The organism is Paenibacillus assamensis DSM 18201 (assembly GCF_000422445.1).
Classification (GTDB): domain Bacteria; phylum Bacillota; class Bacilli; order Paenibacillales; family Paenibacillaceae; genus Paenibacillus_B; species Paenibacillus_B assamensis.
Window position 1 is genome coordinate 304,096 of the sequence record NZ_KE383839.1, and the last position, 26,341, is coordinate 330,436.

Below are 26,341 nucleotides of genomic sequence, written 5' to 3' on the forward strand. Positions count from 1 at the left end.
AGAGGACGACTATACTAAAAGCGCAGGGGCTTGGAAAAATATACAGTTCCAAAGGGAACATCATGACCACGGCACTAAACGACATCGATTTAGAAATAGAAGAAGGGGAATTTGTCGGCATTATGGGGCCATCTGGCAGCAGCAAAACAACGCTTCTTCATTTATTGGCTACCATGGATCGGCCAACGTCGGGAAGTATAGAAATTAACGGTGTTAATCCTCTTGGATTATTGGATAAGGAGCTGTCATTATTTCGACGCCGTCAGCTTGGTTTTGTATTTCAGGAATTCAATCTCGTACACACCTTATCGATGAAGGATGTGCTGCTAGCCCCGTTTATTATGGTAACAGTTGTGGTAGGAACGTATTTTTTATTTACACAACTTAGTATCTATATGCTGCAGCTTGCTCAAGGGAATGCTAGATTCTACTATAATCGCACCAATATGATTATGATTGCCCAGTTAGCTTATAAATTGAAAGACAATGCGCGAATGCTCTTTATTGTATCGATATTGAGCGCGGTAATGCTAACTGCATCAGGTGCTGTGTATACACTGTTACGAAGCGTGCAGCTAGATGGCGCACAAACACAATACGAAGATCCAGAAGGATTATTTGCACTCATTTTATTTAGTGGGATGTTTATTAGTTTGCTATTTTTTATTGCAGCAGGCAGCATGATTTACTTTAAATTGTTTACAGAGCTGCGTGAGGATCAGGAGCAGTATAACGTATTGACTCGCATCGGCATGACACCGGACGAAATTAGAAAAATTATCGTTGCGCAATTAGGTATTATCTTTTACGTGCCTTGCATCGTTGGGATTATTCATGCATCGTTTGCGATGAAAGCGATGGATAATGTTCTCCAGCTAGCGCATTGGAGCTATTCATTCGGAGTCATCTGTATTTATATTGCGATGCAGACGATATATTTCTTAGTAACCTGTCATGACTATATGAATCATGTTGTGCACAGTAATAAATCTATGAGGTCACGAGGAGGAGGGTATGATCATTAAGCCGACTAATCACACAGCTAAAAGCGATGCGAAGAGAAATTGCTATATCATGACCCAACATCGAATCGCATCGGCATGGAAAACGTATTTTTTTATATTCATAGTGATAGCGATCATGGGTGGTATACTGCCGCAGTACGTTGCGGCGCAAGATTTTTTATCTAAGAAAGAGAAAACGAAAATAATAGAGCAGTTTGTGCAAAATCAAATGCAAGGAAGCCGAATTCCAGGAGTTTCATTGATTATTGTAGAGAAGGGGAATATCGCTTATCAAAATGGATTTGGCTATGCGGATGTTGCTTCGAAGAAGCCAGTCACAGGAGATACGTTGTTCGAGCTCGCTTCTACAAGTAAAGCCTTTACGGGATTAGCCATTTTACAGCTAGAAAAGGAAGGGAAGCTGAAGAGGACGGATCTTATTACAACGTTCATCCCGTGGTTACAATTGTACTACAACGGCAAGCATGCTTCGATCACGGTTCGAGATTTGCTCTATCATACTAGCGGAATCCCATCAACTTCGATTCAGTATTATCCAGAGAGCGACGCTGATGATGCACTTGAACAAACAGCAAGAACGTTACTTAACCAACCTTTGAACCGTGAACCAGGAAGTTCCTATGAATATGCGACCATTAACTACGATATATTAGGCCTCATCATTGAAAAGGTGACAGGGCAGTCCTATGAAACGTATATGCAGCAGCATATTTTGCAACCACTTGGCATGAACGATTCCAAAGTTGGTGTAGAGAAAATACCGCCAGTTAATATGGCAATCGGTTATCGACTACAATTTACGGTACCTACTGCACATTCGCCAGCCATTTATCGCGGAAATACATCAGCTGGTTACATCATCAGCAGCGCGAACGATGTAGCGAAGTGGATGAATGTTCAGCTTGGAGATGTACAGTTGCAAGGCATGGATCCGCACCTTATAGGTGATTCTCATGTGCCTGATCAGTCCGTTGAGCCTTTAGATGAACATACGTACTATGGAGCGGGTTGGTTAGTACAACAAGGTATTAACAAAGTCATCCATCATGCAGGAGCTAATCCCACTTTCTCTTCTTACATCACATTGCTGCCGGAAGAACAGATGGGAGTAGCAGTGTTATCGAATATGAGGAGCAGTACGACCACTACGATTGCCCAAGGCGTCATGGATATATGGAATGGCAAGGAACTAGAAGGTAATAGTCAACCAGATGGTATGTTAAAGGTAGAACAATTCTCCACCTATGTATTTGTTATTGTAGGAGGATTAGGCCTTATCGGTCTTATGTTAATAGCTCTATGTATGAAGAGAGTAGTCAAACAACAGAGATACCGTACTGCATTAAAGGGGAAGAGGTTATTATTGCTCGTCATTCACACCGTGCTCTTTGCAGCAGGTATAATCCTTATTTTGAACCTCCCCAATATACTGCTTGGAGGTATGTCATGGACCTTTGTAGATAGATGGGCACCGGCAACTATTATGTTTACTTTGTACAGCCTGCTTGTGACAGGCAGTGTGTATTTTGTATATGGTCTGATGCTGCTATCGACGAAGAAACGATTAGAGACATAGAGAGTTGAAGTCGTAATAGATGTGTGAGTGTAATAGGAGAAAGCAACTGGGTTATTTAAGACGCAGTTGCTTTTTTTATAAAATGGGATAAAGATCTTATATAGACAAGTTCGACTAAATTTTATACTGCGAGGTGTAGTTATTATGGAAAACAAAATGTCTATTCGTACGATTGCGTTAGAAGAACACTTTGTGACTCCATCCTTTATGGAGGGGCCGGGACGAATGATCAAGGCGCAAGCACAAGCGGCACATGCTCATCCCCAAGTAGCCGCAGGTATTACAAAGCTTATCGAGATGCTGTCTGATATAGGTGAAGGCAGGATAGCGGAGATGGATGCAGCGGGTATCGATATGCAAGTATTGTCGCTAACATCTCCAGGTGTGGAGCAACTTGACAATTCAGAAGCCGTTGCACTTGCCCATGAAGTCAACGATACATTGGCCGATGCGGTTCAGCGATTTCCGAGACGCTTCGCTGGCTTTGCTGCGCTCCCAACTTCTTCTCCAGATAAGGCTGCGGATGAACTGGAACGTATGGTTCGAACTCATGGATTCAAAGGAGCGTTAATCAATGGACATACGCAGGGCCGTTACTTAGACGATGAATATTTCTGGCCTATTCTCGAACGTGCCGAAGCGCTGCAAGTCCCGTTGTATCTTCATCCAACACCACCTTCACAATCTGTCATAAAGGAAGTCTACACCAGAAACTATAGTTCGGATATAGCAGGCGTATTGGCAACAGCCGCTTGGGGGTGGCATATTGATACCGCCAATCATGTTCTTCGTTTGATCCTTAGCGGGGCATTCGATCGTTATCCGCAATTACAAGTTATCGTTGGTCACTTAGGTGAGGCCCTTCCATTTATGCTGCCAAGACTAGAGCGAAGCCTACCTCCGCAAATGACGAAGCTGAAAAACAACGTAGGTACGTATTTGCGTGAAAATGTTTATTATACCGTGTCAGGATTCAATTGGACGCCCGCATTTCTTGATCTTTTCCTCCAAGTTGGTGTCGAACGAATTATGTTCTCTACGGATTATCCATACTCATCGATGCATGAAGCTCGTGCATTTCTCGAACAGCTCCCAGTAAGCCCCGCAGATCAAGCGCGGATTGCCCATCATAATGCAGAACGACTGCTAAAGATTGAATGGATTTAATTGGATTGATTTACATGGGGAGCAGGTGCATTCGAAGAAGTCGGATGTTCTAACATATACAAATAGGTGCTTATGCTGTGATAATCTTTCAAAGAATGGCCGATGGTAGGATAATCAAGCGAATTTAATGGAATCCCAGGTCCAACTTGTACGAAGCCAAACCATTCTCCAGGCAGCTTTGGCACAATATCAGGTTCATTATATACCCGATAATTGTCTGGAATGCTCTGGCAATAAGCTGAAGAAAATGTAGGATCTCCTGTCATGGGCGCAGCATACGTATAGACCTCCGTTTGAGTTACGTTTGCACTGCATATCCCCGTTAAAATAGCCAACGCACCACCTAAGCTATGACCTGCAATGGTAATCTTAGCGCTACTAGATGTGAGTTGAGCAAGAACTTCCGTGAAAGGGGTCTCGTTAGAGCCATCTGTGTTTGTGCCATACAAAGTGCGATAACATTCCGTAAATCCCTTTTCTGTGTAACCTGCATGTGGTACTTCAGTAAATTCAACTAAGCCAAATTCCGCATCCAGCAACCATTCTAATTCCGTTTCTGTTCCTCGGAATATGACGGCAACGTGGGTCGGATCACTTGTAGAACGGGCGACATAGCCGATGAATTTGGTTTCGGTGAAAAATACGGCAACGGGATGGACGATCAATAAGATTTCAACCTCCCAATCATCTGGGAAATCAGCAGGTGGGAGAGGCGCAAGATTACAAGGGGAGGATTTATACATCTCATAAGCATAATTCACCATTTTGGCCCAAAATAAAGTCTCCGTCCAATTGATGTCTGTCGCTGTTCTAGCAATTGAAGAACTCATCATTATACCTCCTTAAAATTAGAAGTAGCAGATCTATTCTCACTCTATTTTCCGCGTAATGGTTTATGTCAGCTCTCAAGAAAAGCCGAATGAAAAAATATCGTTAAGGAAAACGTAACAGATAGGTCAATGGTTATTCGGAGGGTTAAGGATGAAACAAAGCGATGAGAAACGGCTGCTGATTGCGGCATTAGGTGGAGTCAATGAGATAGGAAAAAATATGTACCTTGTCCAGTATGGAAATGACATTGTCGTTATCGACTGTGGCTCCAAATTTCCAGATGAAAGTCTGTTAGGCATCGATCTGATTATTCCTGATATTAGCTACTTGTTATCGAATAAAGATAAAGTTCGTGCATTGGTGGTCACACATGGACATGAAGATCATATTGGAGGAATTCCTTACTTTTTAAAACAAATGCAGGTACCTATCTTCGCCTCAAGGTTAACGCTTGGACTTATTGAAATTAAGCTGCGGGAGCATGGGATTCTACATGAAACGAGCATGACATGCATTAACACAGATTCACAAATTGAACTTGGCACGATAACGTGTTCATTTTTCCCTACGAATCACAGTATTCCAGATTGCCTTGGTATCGTATTTGATACGCCTGAAGGAACGGTCGTACATACTGGTGATTTTAAATTTGATATGACACCTGTTAATAAACAATATCCTGATCTTCACCGTATGGCTGAAATCGGTAAGAAGGGTGTACGTGTACTTTTATCCGAGAGCACCAATGCGGAGCGGCCAGGGTTTACAGCGTCGGAAAGTATCGTTGGAGCACATTTAAAAGAAGCGTTCAATAAAGCAAGTGGTCGTGTATTTGTTTCAACATTTGCTTCGAATGTGTATCGGCTTCAACAGGTGATTGATGCTGCGGCTCAAACAAACCGTAAACTAAGCTTGTTAGGTCGTACGATGGTCAATGTTGTGTCGGTTGCGCAAGAGCTTGGATATTTGTCAGTCCCGTCAGGTATGATTATGGATGTACAAGAGGCTGCTAAACTCCCACCTGAGCAATGCACGGTTCTTTGTACAGGCAGTCAGGGCGAGCCTATGGCTGCACTTGCTCGGTTGGCCGGTTCTTCTCATCGTCAAATGAAAGTGGATGCGGGGGACACGGTCATCATTGCAGCCAACCCTATTCCTGGGAATGAACGCAATGTCGCTCGTATCGTAGATAATTTGTACGCATTAGGGGCAAAGATCATCTACGGTTCTCGTAGTGAATTGCATGTTTCTGGGCACGGTAACCAAGAGGAATTGAAGCTTATGCTTACGTTAATGAAGCCTGAGTATTTTATTCCGATTCATGGTGAATACCGTATGTTGTATTTGCATCGCGAGCTTGCTGAATCTGTTGGTGTTAATCGAGATAACGTGTTTATTTTAAAAAATGGCGAAGTTGTAGAGTCTTTAAATGGAGTTGTTCGTCAATTTGGACATATTCCAGCAGGTCAAACGTTAGTAGATGGCTTTGGCATTGGCGATATTGGCAATATCGTGCTGCGGGATCGCCGCCAATTGTCAGATGACGGTATATTAATCGTCGTTATTACATTAAGTAAAACAGAAGGCAAGCTGTTAACGGAACCTGATACGATTTCGAGAGGCTTTGTATATGTTCGTAATTCTGAGGAGCTTATTGAAGATATTAACCAGCTTGTCATTGGAACCGTTGAGAAAATGCAGCATGAAAAAATGAATCAATGGAGTGTAATGAAAAAGACATTAAAAGATACACTTGGGCAGTTTCTGTACGCTCGTACGCAAAGACGTCCTATCATTTTGCCGATTATTATTGAGGTGTAGCCTTAGATGTGTATTGTATTTGTAAGCTGGTCAGCTGTGAGCTGTCCAGCTTTTTTAGGTTGGCTGACAATAAACATATTACATTCTAATTCCATTTCGGTAAGAGAAATGATAAACTAATATTTTGCATTTTTATTATCATAAAATATGGGGTGGAGAAGTGTTGCAGAGAATACAGAAAGAATGGTTCTCTAATATAAGAGCAGATATTTTGGCAGGGATTGTTGTTGCCTTGGCTCTTATTCCCGAGTCTATAGCTTTCTCAATTATTGCAGGAGTCGACCCGATGGTTGGCTTGTACGCATCATTTTGTATAGCTGTTATTATTTCATTTGTAGGTGGTCGCCCAGGTATGATTTCAGCTGCGACAGGTGCGATGGCACTATTAATGGTGCCATTGGTGAAAGAGCATGGTCTGAATTACTTGTTGGCGGCAACCATATTAACCGGTATTATTCAAATTATTTTCGGCGTGTGTAAAGTGGCTCATGTAATGAAATTTATCCCACGAGCAGTTATGATTGGGTTTGTTAATGCGTTGGCAATATTAGTATTTATGGCACAGCTGCAGCATATCATAGGCATTTCAACTGTAACTTATGTATTTGTTGGAATCACGTTGCTTATTGTTTATATGACTCCGAAATATGTTAAAACGATACCAGCACCGCTTATTGCGATTGTTATATTAACAGCAGCTGCGATGATTTGGAACATGGACCTTAGAACAGTAGGGGACTTGGGCAGTATTCAGCAAACCTTGCCTTCATTCTTTATACCGAATGTTCCTTTCACGTTGGAGACACTTGCGATTATTTTCCCATATTCGCTTGCTTTGGCAATTGTAGGGTTGCTGGAATCGTTACTTACTTCCTCCATCGTTGATGATATGACGGACACAAGCAGCAATAAAAATAAGGAAGCACGGGGTCAAGGGATTGCGAACGTCGTAAATGGCTTTTTTGGCGGAATGGCAGGTTGTGCGATGATTGGCCAAACGGTTATAAATGTAAAATCGGGTGGGCGAGGTAGACTTTCCACCTTTGTATCAGGCATGTTTTTAATGTTCCTTATTATTGTACTTGGTGATTTGGTTGTTCAAATTCCGATGCCTGTGCTGGCTGGTATTATGGTTGTAGTATGTATAGGGACATTTGATTGGTCATCCTTTACCTACTTGAAAAAAGCACCGAAGTCAGATGCATTTGTCATGCTGGCAACGGTTACTATTGTTGTAGCGACTCATGATTTGTCCAAAGGTGTTATTGCTGGCGTGCTGTTAAGCGCGATTTTCTTTGTAGCAAAAATATCGAAGATTAAAGTTATCAAAAAAATAGATGGAGAAAAACAGATATTCCAAGTGGAAGGGCAGCTGTTCTTTGCTTCAACCAATACTTTCGTCAATGCATTTGATTGGAATAGCACCGGACAGGAAATCGTTATTGATTTCTCAAAAGCCCATTTATGGGATGACTCAGGTGTTGGTGCTGTTGATAAAGTGGTTCTCAAATATCGAGAGAATGGCAATCAAGTTAGCATGATAGGTCTTAACTCATCCAGCCAAAATTTAATAAATCATCTTACCGTTCATGAAGGGCATAGATAGCAATAAATAGCGATTCAAGAAAGGACTGCGTTTCAAAAAATTGCAGTTCTTTTTTGTTTCTTGCGGATTGACTTCATAAAAGGAAGTACATATAATTGTCATAACAACTATATTTGATGTTAAAAAATGGAGGGCATTCTTTGGAGTTAGAAAAGTATATCGGTGTCATCGTTCACCGGGCAGATTTAAAGCTTAATCAGTATTATCAGAAAGTATGCGACCCATTTGATATCACTGTTGATCAGTGGGAAATTCTCGTTACATTGTGGGAAAAGGAGGGCATTACTCAAAAGGAATTGGCGGAAAGATTGTATAAAGATCAAGCCAACATCGCTCGTATGCTTTTCAAGCTTGAGAAGAAGGGGTTTATCCACCGAGTTACTCATGAGACGGATAGGCGATCATTACGAGTGTTCTTAACGGATAAGGGACGTAATATAGAAGAGGATATTATGGAACCGTCGACTGAAGCTTTTAACAAAACCATCGCTGGTTTGACGGAAGAAGAAGTCGAAAATTTCAGAAGGACGTTGGCGATTATATACAACAATGTAAAGGATCTATAACTACGAGACGAGTTATTGGTCCTCCATTTTTGGACATATAGTTGTTATGACAATTACCGTTACGACAAGTATATAAGGGAGCGATCGGTTATGACATCGGCATCGGAAGCGATACAACCAAGTATATTTGGTGCTCCATATCGTGCCTTAACGATAGGCATTATATTAGCTATTTCTACCGTGGCTTTTGAAGGATTGGCGATTACGACAGTTGCACCGACGATAGCACAAGAGCTGGATGGTCTCCATTTATATGGATGGATTTTTAGTGCGTTCTTGTTGAATCAGATTATCGGGACCATTGTTATCGGCAAGCGGATAGATAAGCACGGGGTCTTCAAGAGCATGATTTTGTCATTTGTTATTTTTGTGGTAGGGATTGTAGTAGCGGCTATATCGTCACATATGCTCATTCTTATTATCGGAAGGGCATTTCAAGGTTTTGGAGCGGGCGCGCTTATTACGTGCGTGTATTATAGTGCTGCCGTTCATTATCCAGATTCACTTCGAACGAAAATATTAGCCTCATTTTCCATGGCATTTGTGCTGCCCGCGTTAATCGGACCTTATATAGCAGGGTATGCAGCTGCCCATGTATCGTGGAGGTTTGTATTTTTAATGGTCCTCCCCATCATTGTATTCGCTTTAGTATTAACGCTTCCTACTTTTCGCACGTTACCTTCACCTAGATCTTCATCATCCCGTAAACAAAACTACAAGGAATTACATGCGATCCTACTTGCCGTAGGAACAGGCATTTTATTGACCGGCTTGGGCTGGTTACCCAATTGGACAGGGATATTGCTTGCTATACTGGGCCTAATTATTATGATGAAGCCTTTGAGCAAGCTGCTTCCAGAAGGTACATTTTCAATAGCATCAGGATTGCCAGCAACAATTGCTACACGAGGAATGTATGTGGCCTGTTATTTCGCTACAGAAAGCTTTGTTGTGTTGGCACTTGTTGAAGTGAAAGGCTTATCAGAAGAGTTGGCAGGCTTAATTGTAGCTGCAGGTGCATTGAGTTGGTCAGGAGCGGCATGGCTGCTGTCTGTGCTTGATGCAAGGGATCAGGGCAAGGGTAGAAAAATAAGAATTCACATTGGCGTCAGCTTCATTATTGCTGGAGTAGCGCTCGTCATTGCAGCCATCGCTTCAACAGGTGGAGGTATCTTGATCGCAACCATATCACAAATTATTATCGGCTTCGGCGCAGGCTTGGCGAATCCGACAACGGCAGCCATCGCTTTGCAGCACGCAAATGCTGGGGAAGAAGGGGAGGTTTCCGCTATTCTTCAGTTCATTGATTCCTTTAGTATTGGATTAAGTATAGGCATTAGCGGAGCTTTAGTAGCGATAAGTGATACATTCGACTGGGGCATAACGACAGGAATTGTCCTGGTGCTATCACTTCAATTGTTGTTTGCGATCATTAGCTTCATTACTTCTTTCCGTGTTACGAAGAAGAAGCGAGTTGTTCAAGCTGGAACAACCAACCACATCTCTTAACATTCTACGCCGCGCAAATCGTTTAGCTCTGGCATCATGTTTCCTACACTACATTCTGCGCAGCTCAATCATTCAAAGTTAATCCTACTATATTGGAGGCGGTATACATATGGCACGCGTGTTAATCGTTAATATTCCTGCTGAAGGGCATGTGAACCCTACACTTGGCTTGGTGAAGCAGCTCATAGACCGTGGTGAAGAGGTTGTATATGTGTGTACAGAGGAATATCGAAATAAAGTGCTTCAAACGGGCGCAGAATTTCGAGCTTACCCATTTCAAGTAGACCCATTCTCCTATGATCCAGACTTGAAGCCTGCTCCATATAAACATCCATCCCAGTTTGCGAACATGGTCGTTCGTGGCATAATTCAGAAAATTGTTCCTGAAATACTAAAAGTTATCGAAGGCGATACGTATGATTACTTTATCTTTGACTCCTTGATGGGGTGGGGAGGTACGATAATTGCACAGAGACTGGATATTCCTGCGGTATGTTCGATTGCATCCTTTGCATTCGTAGAGCCACTTGGTTCAGAGCAAGGATTCATTGATGATGACGTTGAAAATGTATATGAATCAACGTTGGAGTTGGCACATCAGCTAGCCGTCCAGTTTAACGTACCGGCTCCAACGATACAGGAACTTACGAAGCATGCCGGTCAGCTTAAGCTTGTATACACAAGTCGCTACTTGCAGCCTAAAGCGGAACAGTTGGATGCCAGCTTCTATTTTGCTGGAACTTCTGTTGTACCACGTAAAGATGCACCCATTCTTCCCTTTGATCAGCTCCTAGACCCAAACAAACAGACCGTTTACATCGCGATGGGAACGATTTTGAACCGAGATCTGGCGTTTTATAAGCTGTGTTTTGAAGCTTTTCAACACTTGCCGATCCAATTTATACTAGCTTCAGGCAAAGATACGGATATGGGGCCATTGGCTGATTACATTCCTTCTAACTTCATTGTTCGCCCGTACATTCCACAGTTGGAGGTACTTGAACGTTCCGCTGCATTTGTCACACATGCTGGGATGAACAGTGTGAGTGAGGCGTTGTATTATAATGTTCCAATGGTTATGATTCCATTAACGTCAGACCAACCGTTAGTATCCAATCGAGTAGAAGAACTCGGAGCAGGGATTACGCTCGATCATCATACATTGACACCCGAATGTCTGAGAGAAGCATTGATGAAGGTGCTAACAGACTCAAGCTATAGGCAGCAAGCTTATCACATTGGTGAATCCTTACGTCTAGCAGGGGGATACATTCAAGCAGCAGATGTGATCATTTCACATTTCTCCAAAGTAAAGCAATAAATAAATGATTGTCATTGTATAAAATAAACTTGGATATATAAGTTCGACGTCAGAAAATAATTCTGGCGTCTTTCTTTGTTTTATAGTTGGTATTTTGGTTGCATACTAACTAAGACAAAGGTGTTTAACTGTTGTAAGAATTAAACTATATAAAATTCGTGAGAAAAATGGTACAATAAAAGTAGCCTTTTCTTAATAACCAGTCCAGCGAGAGAAGCTGCGGGTTTTAAAAATATGGTTGAACAGAAAGGGAGAGTGAATGATGCGAGTTGAATTGACCTTTACGAACAAAGGAAAATTAGCGATTGCTAATTTCAGCAACGAGGAGCTACTCGAAATCTTTTCAAGATATATGAATACGTTAAAGAAAAAGTATGATATTGAGGTAGCGGTTGATCATGAATCCAATCCTAATATCATTAGTGACAATGTTCTACTCGTTCATGCGGACAATGTGAATTGTGATGCAGAGACCTTCTTCAAAGAACTAAGCAGAGATGTAAAGGTTCCATTGAAGAAAAGACTTGAGGGAAACTTGGATAATGTTTTTAAAATAAAAATCAGTGAATAAAGAAACGATAGAGCATCTTCAATAAGCCTTGTGCTTACGAAGATGCTCTTTAACTTTATATTAGGAAGGGGGTGAAACGAGGATAGATCTCTGTTCTACTGAAACCATCCAGTTCCCGCTGCTAACCTAGGTTGATTTAGCCACAGTCCTCTTCACTGCGAAGATTGAACTGCCACTCAATGCCAAACTTATCCGTTAAGCTGCCGTAACATTTACTCCAAAATGTTTCTTGAAGTTCCATCGCTACTTTACCGCCTTCTTTGAGCTTATGGAATGCAGATTGAATTTCTTCGATATCATCGCCAACGAAAGTGAGGCTGACGTTGTTACCAACTACGAACGGCATGTCAGGGAACACATCGGAGAACATCACCGTACTGCCATTGATGTTAATGCGAGTGTGCATAACTAGATCCTTTGCTTCCTCTGGAAGCGTAAAGTCTGGGGATGGCGGAGCATCGCCAAAGGCCATAATTTCAGGTTGCTCTGTTCCAAACACCTCTGCATAAAACGTCACCGCTTCGCGACAATTGCCATTAAAATTAAGATATACTTCGATGGACATCATATTCACTCCTCAACATAGATATGTAGTGCTTCATTTCGAATTTCGATCATATTGTATCACGTAAAATGAAAAATGCAAATATATGTTCGCATTTAGATAAATCCCAATCCTTTTCTCTATGGCATAGTTTTATCCGATTCACTTACAAAAATACCGCTATATAAGGAACAAAAGGCAGATCTAGCAAAGTGGGATATTTGACCAAATCGGATTGGCCGTGCTAAGATGAATTTCGAACAACAGTAAAAAAAAATTTACCGGTAAAATATACGGAGGTGTAACGCGTTTGAGTATTACTGGTGTGTACAAAATCAAAACGCATGAGCAGCTTAAAGCTATTGCAGACCCACTTCGAACTAAAATACTAATGAATCTCGTCAAAGACGCTTATACGGGTCAGCAGTTAGCAGAACTATTGAGCATTACAAGAAATAATATTTACTTTCATCTCAAGGAGCTAGAGAAGCACGGCATTATCCATGTCGTTCGCAAAGAAGAGAAAAATGGAATCATGCAAAAATATTATCGCGCCGTTGCAGGACGATTTATTCCAGAAGATCATTTGCTTCCAAGTTTAGACTTAATAGAAACTTCAAGACAGGTGTTTATGGAGACTTTAGAGGTTACACGTTCGAAGATAGAACATGCACCTGCTGCTTCGTTTGCACTAGATAGCACAAATGTAAATCGGAGAAAAAATATCGCCTCTACTTATCGATTTCATGCTCGTGAAGAGAGCTTTCATGCTTTTCTGGAGGAGTTTAAGCAGTTGATGGACAAGCATTTTACCATGCATCCGGATGAATCCAGCATCGATATACAGTCAGAGGAAGAGAAGAGCTACTATATGTCTTTAGTCGCGTTTCAGGATAACAACGGAAACATCAACATTCAATAATTACATTGCCGTGGAGGGAATACCTATGCAACAGGCTCAATACCCTATCGTGATTGATGATGCGTGGTTTACCGTTTCGAAGCTGGATGAGACGACATTCGCAATTAGTGAATACGGACATTGGGAAAAAGTCCATTCGTTCTTACTTATTGGAAAGGAACGTGCGGCTCTTATTGATACCGGGCTTGGGATCGATAACATGAAGCGGATGACTGATCAGTTAACGGATCTACCTATTATCGTACTGACGACACATGTTCACGCCGACCATATCGGTAGTCATGGGCAATATGAAGAGATTTATGTACATGAGTCAGAAGAGGATTGGTTAGTGAGTGGCATTAAAAAATTGTCGATTGAGCAAATCCGCAAAGATATATCACGTGATATTACAAGACCAGTTCCAGCATCTTTTGATCCGGAAACGTACACACCTTTTCAAGGTAAGCCGACAGGGCTGCTCTGTGACGGGGACATTATCGAATTAGGGGAGCGATCGTTGAAAATATATCATACACCCGGCCATTCTCCAGGTCATATTTCTATTTTTGATAAAAGTCGCGGATATTTATTTACTGGAGATTTGTTGTATGATGAGACACCTGTCTATGCCTTTTTTCCAACAACAAATCCAGAGGATCTCGTAAGCTCGCTAGAGAGAATTGCAACGAAGATTGATGGCATTCATAAAATATTTGGTGCTCATAACCGGATTGGTTTGGAACCTGAATTGCTCGAATCGGTGCAAGCAGCGGTGGGAGAGCTACGAGAAAAAGAACTGGTTCGATTCGGTACCGGTGTTCATCAGTTCGATGGGTTCTCGGTGAGGTTTTAAGCTGCAAGTTTGCTGGTATAAATGAAATTCAAATATATATGTATTGTAAGCCCCGTGCACTCGTGCATGGGGCTTACTGTTGTCATCTCATCAATATTTCTATACTATCCACTCTTTTGCATGTCATATGACGTTTCGTCATACTGACACCTGATAGCTTATGCCTCTAGACATCTTCATAGTCACATTTACAAATGACACCTGCTCACTGTGAACAATGACACCGCTCTTTATACTAATTCATATGCTAGTACAGGAATACGAGCCGGTACAGATTAAACCTAACTAACAATGAGGAGAGATTCGAGATGAATGTAAATTATTCCTTTTATAATTTCCATGGTGGATTAATATAAGGAATGATTGTTATAAAATATGAAGCAGTGACAAATGACGAGAGCGCTATCCATTTAATTTTTGATATAAATTTCTTCATTGTCATGTTCACCAACTTTCTGATCATATCTTTGTAAGTGATCCATTAAAGACTGTATCATTATTCTAACACTGTTGTTGCTTACTTCTGGCTGGTTATTCAAAATGTCATTGTTTATTTTCTTCAAGATGTCAAATGCTTTGCTAATATGAGAGTGGTTATAGTAGTTAAAAAAGCTACTAACGTAATTACGTAGAACCTTTTCGTAATTTGGTGATGAAGCTGTAAGTAGAAACTCAGCCTTGAGGTTATGAAAGTGAGCGAGAGTAGCAAATAGTAAAGGTGTTTGAAATTCAATAGGGGCTGTTTTCACCAATTTATCAACAAGAGTTTCGAGTTCACATAACTCCTTAGATAAGTTGTAGTTATTAGTATGCATAGAATGCTGTAATAATTCATTAATAATAAATACTAAGCTATCGTTGTGGTTTTCTTCATTTTTTATGTGAGTGTAAAGACATTGAATTGCCTCAGAATTGTTTTCTCTAATGGTAAGTAAAAGTGATATTATTTTAGCATCTTTATGAGCAAAATCATATCCTGTTTCTAGACATAAATCTAAATATTTTTTACATTGCTGATAGTCATTGATTTGATAGAACGTACTAAAAAGGACATATAATGCACCAGCTTTGTATGGGCTATTAGAATCATCCACACGGGTAATATAACTTGCGTAGTCAATCGAAGATTTATAGTGCATTAGATTGTATGCGTGAACTGCCATCATGTAATAGAGACTAATCCTTTTTTCTATATCAAGATGTTCCGCTAGGTCCTCAATTAGATGCTCTCCTATTTTATAAGAATCTCTTAGCTTAGTGTGGTCTTGCCGTTTCTCGATATAGTCATCATACATTTTCTGTGCCAATTCTCGCATTATTGAGTTTTTCCTTCCGAACATTTATCCACCTCCGTTCAAAAATCATTTTAGGTTAACTATATCATGTAACAAACATGATGTAACGATCGTTTCCTTTTTTTCTTGATTTTTGAAAATAGCTCTGAAGAGGGAAACGGCAGCTATAACTTCATGAAACAACTTAATCGATGGTAAAGATAGATTGTTTTCTTCTAAATACTTTGTTATGTAATGGAAAAACAGTGATTGAAATCGTTTACATTAAAGAACAGAGTGCAGTTTTATAATGCGAGTAACAATGAAGAAGCACTTTTGAGTATTCAAAATGGCTTACACCTCTCTTCAAAGAATTCCCTATTACAGATTCGAGTGTTTCCCTTAAAGATAATAAATTCATCGTTGGAGTACGTGACCTCGCGGTATACGCTAGAATTCCAAATGATCCTTATGAAAATGACGGGAGCAAGATTTGGGGGCACGGGGGGACAATACATGGATATTTTACTTTCACAGGTGGGACAATGGGCGGCAAGCATGTTATTAATTTCAGCCTAAATTTACTTTCTAATGATATGAAAAAAATGAATACTGTCTATGAACTAAGCGATAAAATTTTCGAGTCCGAATTTGCAAAATCACCCAAAGAAAAATCGTCCAAATAGTTGAAGGTCTGTTCCTGTGCGCCTGCGTCCTATTATCGACCTTACATTTATAAACATCTATTATCAGGAGGAAAGCAAGATATGCCTATTCGTACAAGAATAATGCTTACTGTGACGCTCTTAATGACGAGCACATTGTTGATTTCAACTACGGACGGAATGATACAGGCGACAGCAGGAACAGGTAAAAATTCGCGTGAAAAGTCCAGTGAAGTAACTGCGAGTAACGCAGTAAGTAAGAAGTTGGAGCAGGGCACACATCAAGCAAGTATCAGGAATCACGTCATTGTTAAAGCGATGGAAGAGGGTGTTGCTAAAGGAATCCCTGGAATGTTGTTACAGACTCGAAAAGATGGGGTCGTGCAGCACTATACGGCTGGAAAAGCGAGCATTTATGCAGATCGGAGCATGCAATCTAATTTTCATTTCCGGATTGGCAGTGTAACGAAAACGTTTGTCTCTGTCACGATGCTGCAGCTCGTCAGTGAAGGAAAGGTGAGCTTGAATGATACCGTTGATAAATGGCTGCCGGGAATTGTCCAAGGAAATGGATATGATGGGCAGCAAATTACGATAAGACAATTGCTTAATCATACGAGCGGAATTGCTAGTTATACGGACGAACATTTTATGAAAAAGGTGTACGAAAACCGCTTTAAAAGTTACACGTCTGAGGAACTTGTACAAGAAGGATTACGGCAAACGCCTTTATTTACGCCAGGTACTCAGGCTTCCTATTCCAACACGAATTATGTACTTGCTGCGATGATTATCGAGAAAGTAACGGGGGATACATACGCAAAGCAAATCGAAGAACGTATTATTAAGCCGTTGAAGTTGAACAACACGTTTATACCAGGGAATTCTACGAATTTGCCTGAGCCGCATGCAAGAGGTTACTATCAGTTTAAGTCAGGCGGACCGCTTCAAGACTTTACGGAGCTGAATACAACTTCGGCCCATGCATCGGGTGGAATGATTTCCACTGCGGATGACTTGAATCGTTTCATATCGGCACTACTCACCGGCAAGCTGCTGAAGCCTGAACAAATGAAACAGCTGTTAGATACTGTAGAATTTCAAGATCAGTCTAAATACGGCTTAGGTCTTCTGCAAGTAACGTTGCCAAATGGCGTTCAACTATGGGGACATACGGGTGGAGTTCATGGATTTAAAACATTTACATTCGCGACACTTGATGGTAAGCATGCAGCTACGATGAGCATGAACTATCACGGAAAAGATTTGGAGAACGCCATTACAGAGTTAATTGTGAACGTTTATGACGCTGAGTTTAAACCTAGCGATTGAGTTTCGTATTCGTTTAAATCATTGCAAGGGGTTCATTTTGCTTGACACGTTGAAGAGTTATTGGAATGTAGCCGGAAAAGTAAAGTAATAAAAGGCACAACTACTACGTATAACAACGTATAGGTGTGCCTGAATAACGTTTCTGTATGCATAGACCGCGATTATCCCGGTTTTTTCAATAGGAAAGAAGTAGTAGTACTTATTTCAATAAAACACGCATAAGCCATGTAGCATCAGGGAGACCGTGACCATCGCGTTCCTGAATTTGCGCATCAGACCACTAATGATGGCGAAGTACCAGCATAAAATAATATTTATTATTTTCTTCGAGCATTCCCTCTGTAATCATAGCAAGTAACTCTGCAGGTCATTGTCAGTCATGCTTGCTATAACTTCAATTTACATGTTCAGCTTGTTGAAATGGAGTGGACCTACTATGAGTCAAGAAGGGTTAAAGAAAGCTGCACGAGGAGCGGTCGCACAGCATGAACGTTCGGTCGCACCTGATTTAGCGAGAGGGTTGATGCTGTTACTCATTTGTATTGCCCATGTACCGTTGTACATTTCTAACAGTGCGCAATTCAGGACCTTGAATCATCCATCAGGGGGAGACTTATTAGATAATATCATCCAATTTGCAACGATTATGATCGTCGATCTTCGATCATATCCGATGTTTGCGGTGCTATTTGGATATGGTCTGGCCATGATTGTGACTCGGCAGCTAGCTGCAGGTACTTCGCAGCAAACAACGCGCAAACTAATACGCCGTCGTTGCTTATACTTAATCCTATTTGGCGCTGTACATGCTTTGATCGTATTTTCATTTGATATTCTTACCGTATATGGGCTAGTTGGATTATTATTCGGATCATTACTTTTTTCCCCGAAAAGAAAGCTGCTTCGTGTTATCGGCTGGTTAAGCCTCATTATGGTCAGTCTTTTACTTATACAAGCTTGGTTGTTATCAGGAGGAAATGGAACACCAATGTTGGATTATTCTACAATAGCAACTTCCTATGGAGGAGCTATCGAGAAGCGTTTATTTGAATATCCGTTCTGGATTGTGTATTCGTTGATTGCTATGCCACTTATTATTCCCGTTTTGTTAGGATTTTGGGCAGGCAGCCAACGATTGCTGGAAAATCCTCATCAGCACCGCACTCTGCTAAAGAAAATAAGTGTACTAGGCATAACTGTTTCCTTTCTAGGAGCACTTCCGCTAGCGCTTACTGTGTTTGGCTTCTGGCAAAAATCTTCGTATCTCATTACCTTACACTCCATTAGTGGCATATTCGGGGGAATCGGATATATCGCGTTATTCGGGTTGATTAGCGCTAAGATTAGTGCAGCAGGCAGCCGTGGAAAGATCGTTCAAGCATTAGTCGCAACGGGTAAACGATCACTTACGAGTTATTTGCTCCACTCGCTCATTCTTGCTTTGCTATTGTCGAGCTGGGGACTTGGACTGGGTAAACAGTTTCACAGCTTCCAAATCTTTTTCATGGCTATTCTAACTTGGTTAATACTCGTGTTTATATCTGTCTTCCTAGAAAGGAAAGGGCAGCAAGGACCTGCTGAAGTGCTTCTTCGCAAACTTATATATCGCAAATCGTATTAAAGCAAGCAAGACTAACGTATTTGATACGTTATGATGAATCCATTGAGATCGAAGCGGGCAACCTATGCAGTGGAAATGCGCTGCTGAAAAAGAGCATCGTATTTTCTAAAATAATCTCAATGGAGGGCGAATGAAATGTCTAAGAAACACGAGCATAATCAAAACCATAATCACCACAATCATAATCATGTTTCTGAACGTGAATCAGCGGACACAACAGATATGAATGCGGGAGAAGTGGCAGGAACTGTCGGTGGTGGAGCGGTAGGTGCTGCAGTAGGTTCTGTGTTAGGTCCTATAGGTACGGTTGTAGGCGGTATTGCAGGTGCAGCTATCGGTAATATGGCTGGCGAAAGTATGGAAGAAGCAGTAGTGGATGATGAAGGGTAATCTCCGCTAGCATTCACATCTAGGAAGAATAAGACGTATTTGAGAGGTGACAAGAGTCGCGGTCGCTTTCAAATACGTCTTTTTTAAACGGAATTTAAATTAGTTCCCGCCTTTCTTTTAACCTTTGATGATTATGATAAATGAAGAGAGGTGAGAAAGAGGGATGGAACATATCGTTCAAACAAGAAAGAAGAAACGAAAAGTCTGGACTATCACAAGAAATACGTTGCTCGCAATCGCTACATTACTGTTAACCTGGGTCGGTTTTCATCATGCGATTACAGTCTATGAGAAGAGTAAATATCCAGCCCCTGGGCACCTCGTTGAGGTGGACAACAAGAACATGCACGTATATACACGAGGGGAAGGTGAACACACGATACTATTGCTGCCGGGTCTAGGCACATCAGCACCTGTATTGGACTTTGAGCCTTTAATCAATGAGCTGGCAAAGAGCCATCGAGTTGTTGTAGTGGAGCCTTTCGGTTACGGCTGGAGTGATCAAACGAATAAGGAACGAAGCGTGGAAAATATTGTTGAGGAAGTAAGAACAGCATTGAAGCAAGCTAATGTCACAGGGCCCTATATATTAATGCCTCATTCCGTATCTGGCATATACAGCATGTACTACGCGAATCAGTATCCTGATGAAGTGGAAGCTATTATCGGAAATGATATCACTTTGCCACAAGCACTAGCGTATTTTAATGAAGGTGCTCCTTCAATGCCTACTTTTATGAGCATGCTTGCACCAACTGGAGTTACAAGATTGCTTTCTTATTCTTCTCCTGATCAGTTCCTACCTGCAGCAGATAAAGGAACCTATACGGATGACAATCTTAAGATGATGACACTCCTTTCTGCGTGGAAAGGTCTTAATAAAAATGTTGTTCATGAAACAAATGAAATGGAGAATAACATTCAAAAAACAATAGACATGTCATTTTCCACAGATCTTCCTGTCTTGCTCTTCGCGAGAGAGAGAAAAGACAAGGTAAGCGTGGACGGGAAAACAAATCTGACCTTTTATGAATCACAACTAAGTCATGTGAAAACAAGCAAACTGATCCCGCTAGAAGGGCATCATTATTTGCACTGGACGCAATATAAAGAAATGTCTGAGCAGATTAATCGCTTCATAGACTTGATCGAGCGTCATTAAACCATGTAGGCCTCCTTTCCGATGACTGGAATAGGAGGTTTTTTCTCTAGGAAGACAGGAAATTATATTGAAATTATTACATATAGAGATTACTATTTTTTAGACATGCCTATATAACTAAATAGAGATCATGAGAATTTGGGGGATTTTTGGAGTGGAGCAGCATTTGAAGAAGCATAAGAAGATTTATGCTATGCAGTTGGCACCGATCTTTCTAGGCTTCATTATATTTGGCATTTCAGAAAATATTAAAGGACCAGCAATACCACGTATTCAATTCGACTTCATGCTTAATGAAGCACAGTTAGGTACGTTATTGTCACTTAATGCGCTAGGTTACTTGTTGGCTTGCTCATTTACAGCATTTTTAACGCGAATATGGGGTATTAAAATCGTAAGCATTGCAGCCTTTGGCGCGATGCTTCTATCGGGAGTCTGTATTTATTTTTCACATAGTTATCCGTTGTTCGCTTCATCATATTTCATAATGTATATTGGAAACGGAATGCTGGAGATTGCGCTGGCGATACTGGGTGCACGCATTTTCGTAAAAAATACAGGCATGATGATGAATTTATCGCACGGTTTCTATGGACTCAGTTCTACGGTGGCACCGTTGATTGCAACTGGACTTATGTCAGTAACTCCTTCTATATTCAATACTATATTTTCCACATTTTTCTTTGAAGTATATTTATTATAATGATATAGTAATAATGGATTGAATCATATGGATTTACTTACTATTACTAGGAGGTGCTTTTCATATCAAAAAGAAGCATATAAACAAACTTCTCGTTTTATTTGCGATTATTATCGTGATTGCAAGTGCAACCTGGTTTGCAAAACTATTGTTTGATCTTCGAAATACCAACCCGTTAACCCCACAAGAAGTGAAATCAAATCATCAATCTGTATCAATCGTGATAAATAGTCTAAACTTTACTTTTCCTGAAGGAATGGACGAAAATAACAATCCATACTTACACTATATCGAGGACAACACCAACATCGACATTCGGGTTAAAATGCCGTCTGTAACTCCGTATGAAGACACCCTCAAAGTGGAATTATCCAATGCAACTCCCCCTGATATGCTTACTACATATGTCTCTAAAACTTTTTATGACCTAGTAGAACGTGGAGAGCTTGCGCCACTAGATGAGCTTATTGCGTCGTATGGAGCTGATCTGCAAAAGTATATTCCAGAAGAGGCATGGAATAACGTTCGTGTTAATGGTCACATTTATGCGATCCCAACCTTGTATGATGTAAGTGGTGACGAAGTGATTTATGTAAGAAAAGATTGGCTTGACAACCTCAATTTAGACATCCCCACAACAATAGATGAGATTGAACATGTCATTCGTGCTTTTACGAGACAAGACCCTGATCGCAACGGGAAAGAGGATACATACGGTATAACGTGGATGCCGCATTTAAATTATACGAGTCCGTTACTAGGTGCGTTTGGTGTTCAATTTGATCACTGGATAAAAATTGATGGTCAACTGGCCTATGCGAATATTTTGCCGGGAATGAAAGAAGCTGTATCCTTTCTTGCAGGATTAAATAAAGAGAAATTGGTGAAGCCGTTTACCTCGTTTTTTACAACAAAAACAGCCTGGCTGCATCATACGATCGTTGATAATAACGTCGGTATGTTTTCTAGCTCATGGTATAATCGAAGTTTCATTCAAAACCTTCAACGTGAAAAGGGAATTGAAGCGGAATGGATAGCCATTGATGCTCCGATTGGAAGGAATGGTGAACGGAGCACGAGGGCGCTCCCTTTAGTCAGAGGATATCAACTTGTTCCTAAAAATAGTGCCAATAAAGCCGAAGTTATAAAATTGTTAAACTTTATCGCTGAAGAAGGCAGAGAAACCTTAGATATGGGTTTCGAGCATCAAGTGTGGCATCGGCAGGGCGAAGAAATTGTTTACGATGTAAATGAAGATAAAGCATCAGAATATCGCGGCATATATGCGGTTCTTGCTAACGTACAAAATCGAGAAGCATACGAAGCAAAATTTAAGCATGACAAGGTGAAAGTTGAAAATTTACGTAAGGCGGAACGTTTCGCTGTTGAAAGTGCATTTACATCCTATCAGACATCGACGATGAAGTCCCAACATAAACAGCTTGAGCAGCTAAAAGCTATATTCGATGAAATGATTAGTGGACAAGCTTCAATGGATGAGTTTGACCGTTACGTTAATGAGTGGAAAGCACTCGGTGGTGACCAAATTACGAAGGAAGTGAACGAATGGCATGCATCAAATCGTGCAAACAAAAAGTAGCGCGATTATGGTGCAAGGCGAGACAGCAATATTTGAAACGAACGCAATTGCGCCTAACCGTTTATTTTCTAGTCGTAATCGTACCGTTAATCGTTGTGAGTTTATATGCTAATTTTCGCACGCAGCAAATTATAAACGATGAAACAGATGCAACAACTAACATCCAGCTTGATATGCTAGGTATGTCTATTGACGATATGGTGAAATCGATAGAAAGTTTGACATACGATTTTGCAAGAGATGAAAACACGATTGCAAAGCTTGAAATGATGAAATTCCAAGCATCACTATCCCCCGTTGATGTGAGCGAACTGCTCGATTATTTAGAAACAAAATTGTCTCCGTATGCTATTTTTTCGCACATAACCATCATTGATGTTGAATTAGAAACGATTTTTTCAACTAAAATTGGGGCACGGCGAGAAAGTAGATCCACGATACAGCGAAAAGCCGATGTTATTTCCAATTTACTTGATCACGGTCCTGTAATTAAAAATAACTCAGAAAGTTTGCTATACGGCTCGCCAGCACGTGTATCTGATGTAGAGGGCGTTTCATTCATTCGAAAAATGGACGATGACGTTGGAAAAAACGCGGAGCGGTATTTGTTTGCGACTATAAAAAAGAGTGTGTTAAATGAGAAATTGAGGCCGCTTCAACGACATGAATCTGTGCGAATTGATTTGTATTCCAAGCAGGGTACCCCTATTACAAGTGTTGGACGCGAAGCGCCTTCAGGTGATTGTAATGAAGGATGCGTTAAGGTGAAATATACCGATGATTATCATTGGCGCATCGTATATCATGATCCAACGAAGCAATCGTTAGCTCAAACCGAATCTATTAACGATTTCACAGTTCTCATTAATATCGTTAGCGTTATATTGGCAATCTTGATTGCTTGGGGAGTATATACACGTATTGTTGCACCGTTAGACAAATTAACGCACGCTATGCGTAACATGATGCGTGGCAATTACGACGTACGTCTCGAGAATGATCGAGAAGACGAGTTTGGTTTTCTTATGGCAGCTTATAACCAAATGGCTGCGCATCAGAAGGAACTTATTGAAGGTCATTATGAGCAGCAATTGCAGCTTACGCAGGCCGAGCTCAAATTTTTACAATCTCAGATTAATCCTCATTTTATGTACAACACACTCGATTCGATCTATTGGATGGCTAAACATTACGATGCAGACGAAATTGGGGACATGGTACTTAACTTGGCGGCTTTTTATCGTGCTAGTTTACATAAAGGTGCGAGTACTTGCACGGTCGAAGAGACGATTACACAGTTGAATTATTACGTTCGTGTACAGCAAATCCGATTTTTGGACAAATTTGAAGTGAAGTACGATATTTCGGATGATAGTAAATTCATTCCTCTATTAAAACTGCTGCTGCAACCTCTAGTCGAAAATGCAATCCTACATGGCTTAAACTCCAACATTTCAGATGGCAAGTTAACAATTTCAAGTCGCACAACAGAAGACCGTCTTATATTGCGGGTAGAGGATAACGGCAATGGGATAGCCCCAAATAAACTAGCGATGGTTCAAGATGTGCTGTATAAAGTACAAACACCAACATGTACTACAAGCATGAAGCAAGTGGACGATGGGCAATTTTATGGATTAAGAAACGTGATGTCACGGGTTAAAATGGTTTACGGTAATGATGCGACGATGAACGTCCATAGTGAAGAGAATCAAGGTACATCCATTACGGTTGAACTTCCGCTTGAGCAATGTTGGGCTGCTGCTCATTACAAATAACCGGGTTCTATTTATATGATTTGCGTTAAATGTAGAAATTGGGGGCGCATATATGAACTTGCTTATCGTAGAAGATGAAGAGCGACTTCGTAACAGTTTAGTTTATTATATTCCGTGGGAAGAACATGGCATTCAAATTGTGGGTGCAGCAGAAACGGGCGAACAAGCGCTGCAATTCATCGAACGAAGACAACCAGATATCGTGCTGCTCGATATTGAGATGCCCGATTTAAGTGGATTGGTTGTTGCAAAACATGTGTGTAAGCATCATGAGCATATAAAAATGATCGTGCTGAGCGGGCATGATGATTTTCAATCTGTGCAAAAAGCGATGGAATTTGGGGTTAGTTTGTACTTGCTTAAGCCGGCAGGTACAGAGCAAATAATAGACTACGTGTCACATGTCGCTAATCAATTAAAAGAGACGTGGGCGCAGCAGCGTGAGCAGTTGTTGCTTCGTGAAAAATGGGAATATTACTTACCTAGTGTGAGAGATCGTGCGATTGGCGACATTTTAAAGGGAAAGTATGACCGTGAACAATTAGGAATGTTAAATAATGACCTGCAGCTTGGGTTGATGACGGATTGTTATTATGCGGTTGCTACGATTGAAGTGGACGATCAATTTGCGGAACATAGTAATGTTGGCTCTCGTTCACAGCAAATGTTCGTTCTTTCCTCGATGATACAAACTTGGCTGGCCGGGCATCCATGTTGGGTTTATGCGGAGCAGAATGGCACGGTTGACATTATATTTGAGCTACAAAATGATGCTGTAGAAGGGCTCATTCAAATTCATGCTTTATTGGAAAAAGTGTTAGGTCACATACGAATATGTTTGCAGTTGCCGGCAAGTGCGGGTATTTGCGGAAGTGTTGGTACGGTTGAAGCGATTTGTACACAATATTATGAAGCACGAATCGCTTTGAAGCAGCGCCATATTTATGGCAGCGGCATAGCCATACCGTACCAAAGGGCATATTGCGCGGGACAAGGGGTTCGAAATAAGACGGTGCAAAGCATCGTCCGAATTGTAAATGAAGAGATGGAGCAGGAAGTGACGCTGCACGGGGTGGCAGAGCGATTGTTTGTTAACGCTTCTTACTTGAGCAGATTGTTTAAGCAGGAAATGGGTACCTCGTTCTCGACCTATGTCATTGAGCGCAAAATGGAGAGGGCGAAGCACATCTTGCTAGAAGGCGCTAAAGTGTATGACGCTGCTTACCGTGTCGGTTACCGCGATGTTAGTTACTTCACCAAAGTGTTCCGCAAACATTGGGGTGTAACTCCAGGTAACGTGAAGCAAAAGTCAGGGCACAGCGATTACGCCGAGTTGGGTGCACGTTAGTAGCGGTGAGATGTTACTTACATTAACTCCACAGGTGAGAGTGGAAAAGATGGATACCTTTTTAAAGTGTCTATCTTTCTCCCTCTTTTGGTTAAATGGAATATTTGTAACATTTTTAGGATTGCTGCGGCTTTTTCATATTGTCTTGGAGTACTTTGCATTATGTTTAAGTAT

General features: G+C 41.0%; 21 protein-coding genes and 1 pseudogene. 19 read left to right on the forward strand and 3 right to left on the reverse strand.

What is annotated here, in order from left to right:
• The first annotated feature begins 62 nt into the window (after positions 1-62).
• The 3 genes from H580_RS26485 (at position 63) to H580_RS0121460 (ending at position 3,768) form a co-directional block, all read left to right on the forward strand.
• A complete protein-coding gene (locus H580_RS26485) occupies positions 63-1,025 on the forward strand; it encodes an ATP-binding cassette domain-containing protein (protein WP_051217633.1) in 963 nt (320 codons plus the stop codon).
• A gap of 49 nt (positions 1,026-1,074) precedes the next feature.
• Positions 1,075-2,601 carry a serine hydrolase domain-containing protein gene (locus H580_RS0121455; RefSeq protein WP_028596608.1) on the forward strand — a complete coding sequence of 509 codons (1,527 nt, stop codon included), beginning with the start codon at positions 1,075-1,077 and terminating at the stop codon, positions 2,599-2,601.
• A gap of 144 nt (positions 2,602-2,745) precedes the next feature.
• Positions 2,746-3,768 (forward strand): amidohydrolase family protein, encoded by a 1,023-nt coding sequence (locus H580_RS0121460; protein ID WP_051217635.1) that lies wholly within the window; start codon positions 2,746-2,748, stop codon positions 3,766-3,768.
• Here H580_RS0121460 and H580_RS0121465 read toward each other — a convergent pair.
• Positions 3,765-4,601 carry a lipase family protein gene (locus tag H580_RS0121465; RefSeq protein ID WP_084509450.1) on the reverse strand — a complete coding sequence of 279 codons (837 nt, stop codon included), beginning with the start codon at positions 4,599-4,601 and terminating at the stop codon, positions 3,765-3,767. The genes H580_RS0121460 and H580_RS0121465 overlap by 4 nt on opposite strands.
• A 148-nt stretch (positions 4,602-4,749) precedes the next feature.
• On the opposite strand from H580_RS0121465, the gene H580_RS0121470 reads away from it, so the two are divergent.
• The 6 genes from H580_RS0121470 (at position 4,750) to H580_RS0121495 (ending at position 11,993) form a co-directional block, all read left to right on the forward strand.
• On the forward strand, positions 4,750-6,420 hold the full coding sequence (locus H580_RS0121470) for a ribonuclease J (protein WP_028596611.1): 1,671 nt from the start codon (positions 4,750-4,752) through the stop codon (positions 6,418-6,420).
• A gap of 160 nt (positions 6,421-6,580) precedes the next feature.
• On the forward strand, positions 6,581-8,026 hold the full coding sequence (locus tag H580_RS0121475; RefSeq protein ID WP_084509452.1) for a SulP family inorganic anion transporter: 1,446 nt from the start codon (positions 6,581-6,583) through the stop codon (positions 8,024-8,026).
• A gap of 140 nt (positions 8,027-8,166) precedes the next feature.
• Positions 8,167-8,592 (forward strand): MarR family winged helix-turn-helix transcriptional regulator, encoded by a 426-nt coding sequence (locus H580_RS0121480; protein WP_028596613.1) that lies wholly within the window; start codon positions 8,167-8,169, stop codon positions 8,590-8,592.
• 90 nt (positions 8,593-8,682) lie between these two features.
• Positions 8,683-10,101 (forward strand): MFS transporter, encoded by a 1,419-nt coding sequence (locus H580_RS0121485; protein WP_028596614.1) that lies wholly within the window; start codon positions 8,683-8,685, stop codon positions 10,099-10,101.
• A gap of 109 nt (positions 10,102-10,210) precedes the next feature.
• Positions 10,211-11,422: a macrolide family glycosyltransferase gene (locus H580_RS0121490; RefSeq protein WP_028596615.1), complete on the forward strand. Its 1,212-nt coding sequence runs from the start codon at positions 10,211-10,213 to the stop codon at positions 11,420-11,422.
• Positions 11,423-11,684: 262 nt separating this feature from the next.
• Positions 11,685-11,993, forward strand: coding sequence for a hypothetical protein (locus tag H580_RS0121495; protein ID WP_028596616.1), 309 nt, complete (start codon positions 11,685-11,687; stop codon positions 11,991-11,993).
• A gap of 136 nt (positions 11,994-12,129) precedes the next feature.
• Here the strand turns inward: H580_RS0121495 and H580_RS0121500 are convergent, their stop codons facing one another.
• Positions 12,130-12,558, reverse strand: a complete 429-nt coding sequence (locus H580_RS0121500) for a VOC family protein (RefSeq protein WP_028596617.1) — start codon at positions 12,556-12,558, stop codon at positions 12,130-12,132.
• 289 nt (positions 12,559-12,847) lie between these two features.
• Between H580_RS0121500 and H580_RS0121505 the strand changes: the two genes are divergently transcribed.
• The gene (locus H580_RS0121505) at positions 12,848-13,459 is read left to right on the forward strand and encodes an ArsR/SmtB family transcription factor (protein ID WP_028596618.1); all 612 of its coding nucleotides are present in this window, start codon (positions 12,848-12,850) and stop codon (positions 13,457-13,459) included.
• Between the two features lie 25 nt (positions 13,460-13,484).
• Complete coding sequence (locus H580_RS0121510; protein WP_028596619.1) at positions 13,485-14,294, forward strand: MBL fold metallo-hydrolase; 810 nt, start codon at positions 13,485-13,487, stop codon at positions 14,292-14,294.
• Positions 14,295-14,704: 410 nt separating this feature from the next.
• Here the strand turns inward: H580_RS0121510 and H580_RS0121515 are convergent, their stop codons facing one another.
• A complete protein-coding gene (locus H580_RS0121515; protein ID WP_028596620.1) occupies positions 14,705-15,634 on the reverse strand; it encodes a hypothetical protein in 930 nt (309 codons plus the stop codon).
• A gap of 701 nt (positions 15,635-16,335) precedes the next feature.
• On the opposite strand from H580_RS0121515, the gene H580_RS0121525 reads away from it, so the two are divergent.
• The 8 genes and pseudogenes from H580_RS0121525 to H580_RS0121560 all read left to right on the forward strand — a co-directional run bounded on the left by H580_RS0121525 (position 16,336) and on the right by H580_RS0121560 (position 26,167).
• Entirely contained in the window at positions 16,336-17,565 is a 1,230-nt protein-coding gene (locus H580_RS0121525; RefSeq protein ID WP_051217636.1) for a serine hydrolase domain-containing protein, read from the forward strand.
• 436 nt (positions 17,566-18,001) lie between these two features.
• Complete coding sequence (locus tag H580_RS25115; RefSeq protein WP_051217637.1) at positions 18,002-19,186, forward strand: DUF418 domain-containing protein; 1,185 nt, start codon at positions 18,002-18,004, stop codon at positions 19,184-19,186.
• 135 nt (positions 19,187-19,321) lie between these two features.
• Positions 19,322-19,576 carry a glycine zipper domain-containing protein gene (locus tag H580_RS0121535; RefSeq protein ID WP_028596622.1) on the forward strand — a complete coding sequence of 85 codons (255 nt, stop codon included), beginning with the start codon at positions 19,322-19,324 and terminating at the stop codon, positions 19,574-19,576.
• Positions 19,577-19,739: 163 nt separating this feature from the next.
• Positions 19,740-20,738 (forward strand): alpha/beta fold hydrolase, encoded by a 999-nt coding sequence (locus H580_RS0121540; RefSeq protein WP_084509455.1) that lies wholly within the window; start codon positions 19,740-19,742, stop codon positions 20,736-20,738.
• Positions 20,739-20,868: 130 nt separating this feature from the next.
• Positions 20,869-21,384: pseudogene (locus tag H580_RS25120) on the forward strand (MFS transporter); the annotation flags it as partial.
• A gap of 313 nt (positions 21,385-21,697) precedes the next feature.
• Complete coding sequence (locus tag H580_RS0121550; RefSeq protein WP_084509457.1) at positions 21,698-23,041, forward strand: extracellular solute-binding protein; 1,344 nt, start codon at positions 21,698-21,700, stop codon at positions 23,039-23,041.
• Positions 23,008-24,819 (forward strand): cache domain-containing sensor histidine kinase, encoded by a 1,812-nt coding sequence (locus tag H580_RS25125; protein ID WP_051217639.1) that lies wholly within the window; start codon positions 23,008-23,010, stop codon positions 24,817-24,819. The genes H580_RS0121550 and H580_RS25125 overlap by 34 nt, the downstream gene beginning before the upstream one ends.
• 52 nt (positions 24,820-24,871) lie before the next feature.
• On the forward strand, positions 24,872-26,167 hold the full coding sequence (locus H580_RS0121560; protein ID WP_028596625.1) for a response regulator transcription factor: 1,296 nt from the start codon (positions 24,872-24,874) through the stop codon (positions 26,165-26,167).
• Positions 26,168-26,341: the final 174 nt, after the last annotated feature.

Coding starts and splice junctions, on each gene's coding strand:
- H580_RS26485 (WP_051217633.1), top strand. CDS start 63: ATGACCACGGCACTAAACGACATCGATTTAGAAATAGAAGAAGGGGAA.
- H580_RS0121455 (WP_028596608.1), top strand. CDS start 1,075: ATGACCCAACATCGAATCGCATCGGCATGGAAAACGTATTTTTTTATA.
- H580_RS0121460 (WP_051217635.1), top strand. CDS start 2,746: ATGGAAAACAAAATGTCTATTCGTACGATTGCGTTAGAAGAACACTTT.
- H580_RS0121465 (WP_084509450.1), bottom strand. CDS start 4,601: ATGATGAGTTCTTCAATTGCTAGAACAGCGACAGACATCAATTGGACG.
- H580_RS0121470 (WP_028596611.1), top strand. CDS start 4,750: ATGAAACAAAGCGATGAGAAACGGCTGCTGATTGCGGCATTAGGTGGA.
- H580_RS0121485 (WP_028596614.1), top strand. CDS start 8,683: ATGACATCGGCATCGGAAGCGATACAACCAAGTATATTTGGTGCTCCA.
- H580_RS0121490 (WP_028596615.1), top strand. CDS start 10,211: ATGGCACGCGTGTTAATCGTTAATATTCCTGCTGAAGGGCATGTGAAC.
- H580_RS0121495 (WP_028596616.1), top strand. CDS start 11,685: ATGCGAGTTGAATTGACCTTTACGAACAAAGGAAAATTAGCGATTGCT.
- H580_RS0121500 (WP_028596617.1), bottom strand. CDS start 12,558: ATGTCCATCGAAGTATATCTTAATTTTAATGGCAATTGTCGCGAAGCG.
- H580_RS0121510 (WP_028596619.1), top strand. CDS start 13,485: ATGCAACAGGCTCAATACCCTATCGTGATTGATGATGCGTGGTTTACC.
- H580_RS0121515 (WP_028596620.1), bottom strand. CDS start 15,634: ATGTTCGGAAGGAAAAACTCAATAATGCGAGAATTGGCACAGAAAATG.
- H580_RS0121525 (WP_051217636.1), top strand. CDS start 16,336: ATGCCTATTCGTACAAGAATAATGCTTACTGTGACGCTCTTAATGACG.
- H580_RS25115 (WP_051217637.1), top strand. CDS start 18,002: ATGAGTCAAGAAGGGTTAAAGAAAGCTGCACGAGGAGCGGTCGCACAG.
- H580_RS0121535 (WP_028596622.1), top strand. CDS start 19,322: ATGTCTAAGAAACACGAGCATAATCAAAACCATAATCACCACAATCAT.
- H580_RS0121540 (WP_084509455.1), top strand. CDS start 19,740: ATGGAACATATCGTTCAAACAAGAAAGAAGAAACGAAAAGTCTGGACT.
- H580_RS0121550 (WP_084509457.1), top strand. CDS start 21,698: ATGGACGAAAATAACAATCCATACTTACACTATATCGAGGACAACACC.
- H580_RS25125 (WP_051217639.1), top strand. CDS start 23,008: ATGGCATGCATCAAATCGTGCAAACAAAAAGTAGCGCGATTATGGTGC.
- H580_RS0121560 (WP_028596625.1), top strand. CDS start 24,872: ATGAACTTGCTTATCGTAGAAGATGAAGAGCGACTTCGTAACAGTTTA.